This window comes from Corynebacterium sp. c3Ub_189, assembly GCF_039907195.1.
Classification (GTDB): domain Bacteria; phylum Actinomycetota; class Actinomycetes; order Mycobacteriales; family Mycobacteriaceae; genus Corynebacterium.
This window is the reverse complement of sequence record NZ_JASBOF010000060.1, coordinates 1-758: the sequence shown is the minus strand read 5'-3', so window position 1 is coordinate 758 and position 758 is coordinate 1. Positions and strand designations below refer to the sequence as shown.

The 758-nt window shown below is 53.3% G+C and carries 1 pseudogene; it reads right to left on the bottom strand.

Annotated elements, in window-relative coordinates:
* A pseudogene (locus tag QKD99_RS11505) lies at nucleotides 1-708 on the bottom strand (IS30 family transposase); the annotation flags it as partial.
* Between the last annotated feature and the right edge of the window lie 50 nt (nucleotides 709-758).

Here is a 758-nt window from a genome sequence, read left to right as displayed (position 1 = left end):
CCCAATCTCACGCAGTGGCACATCTTCGCGGAGAAGATCGGCGATAATGACGCGTTCTTCGAAGCAAATGTAGCGATTGCTGATGCGTTTATACGGATCTACCCCGCTAGGTAAGGCGGGAGGGGCAAGCCTTCCGGATTCGATGACATCATGGCGTTGGCGCAGCGCTTTCATAAGTCTGTTATACGTGCTGGCGTCTTCGCCGACGGGTATGAACTCTTCTCGTCGACCCTGGGATTTGGTGAGTCCTTTTTCGAAATCTAAACGCAGTCGACGATCAATTCCTACTGCCGCGCCAGCATCACCACCAGGCAGGCTCGCCAGCCGAAGGCGCAGATATTCCACTCTTAACTGCGTCTGGCGGACTTTCCGAGCATACTGACTCAACCGGATATGGCACCCAGCTTCCGTAGCTACGGCATAAGCCGCAGAAAGATGCATCCCACATCTTTTAGCAGCTTGGCGTACCGACAGTCCGCTTCGGACTAGCTCTACAAGCTGGAAAGCCTGGCTACCGCGGCGATCAACTCGTTTGGCTTTAAACACGACTGGCAATCCAAAGGCATGACAAAAATTCAAAGTATGCCCGTAATGACAACCAAGCTCACCAGCCGCCGAACGGACACTACGCCCACTGCCAACCAAGGCAACTAAGCCACGACGATCCGATTCAGACAACGAATGAAACGGGCCAATAATCTCAGACACAACAACACCCTCCTAAGGGAAAGTGTTGCAACGACCCTCTGAACTCAAGG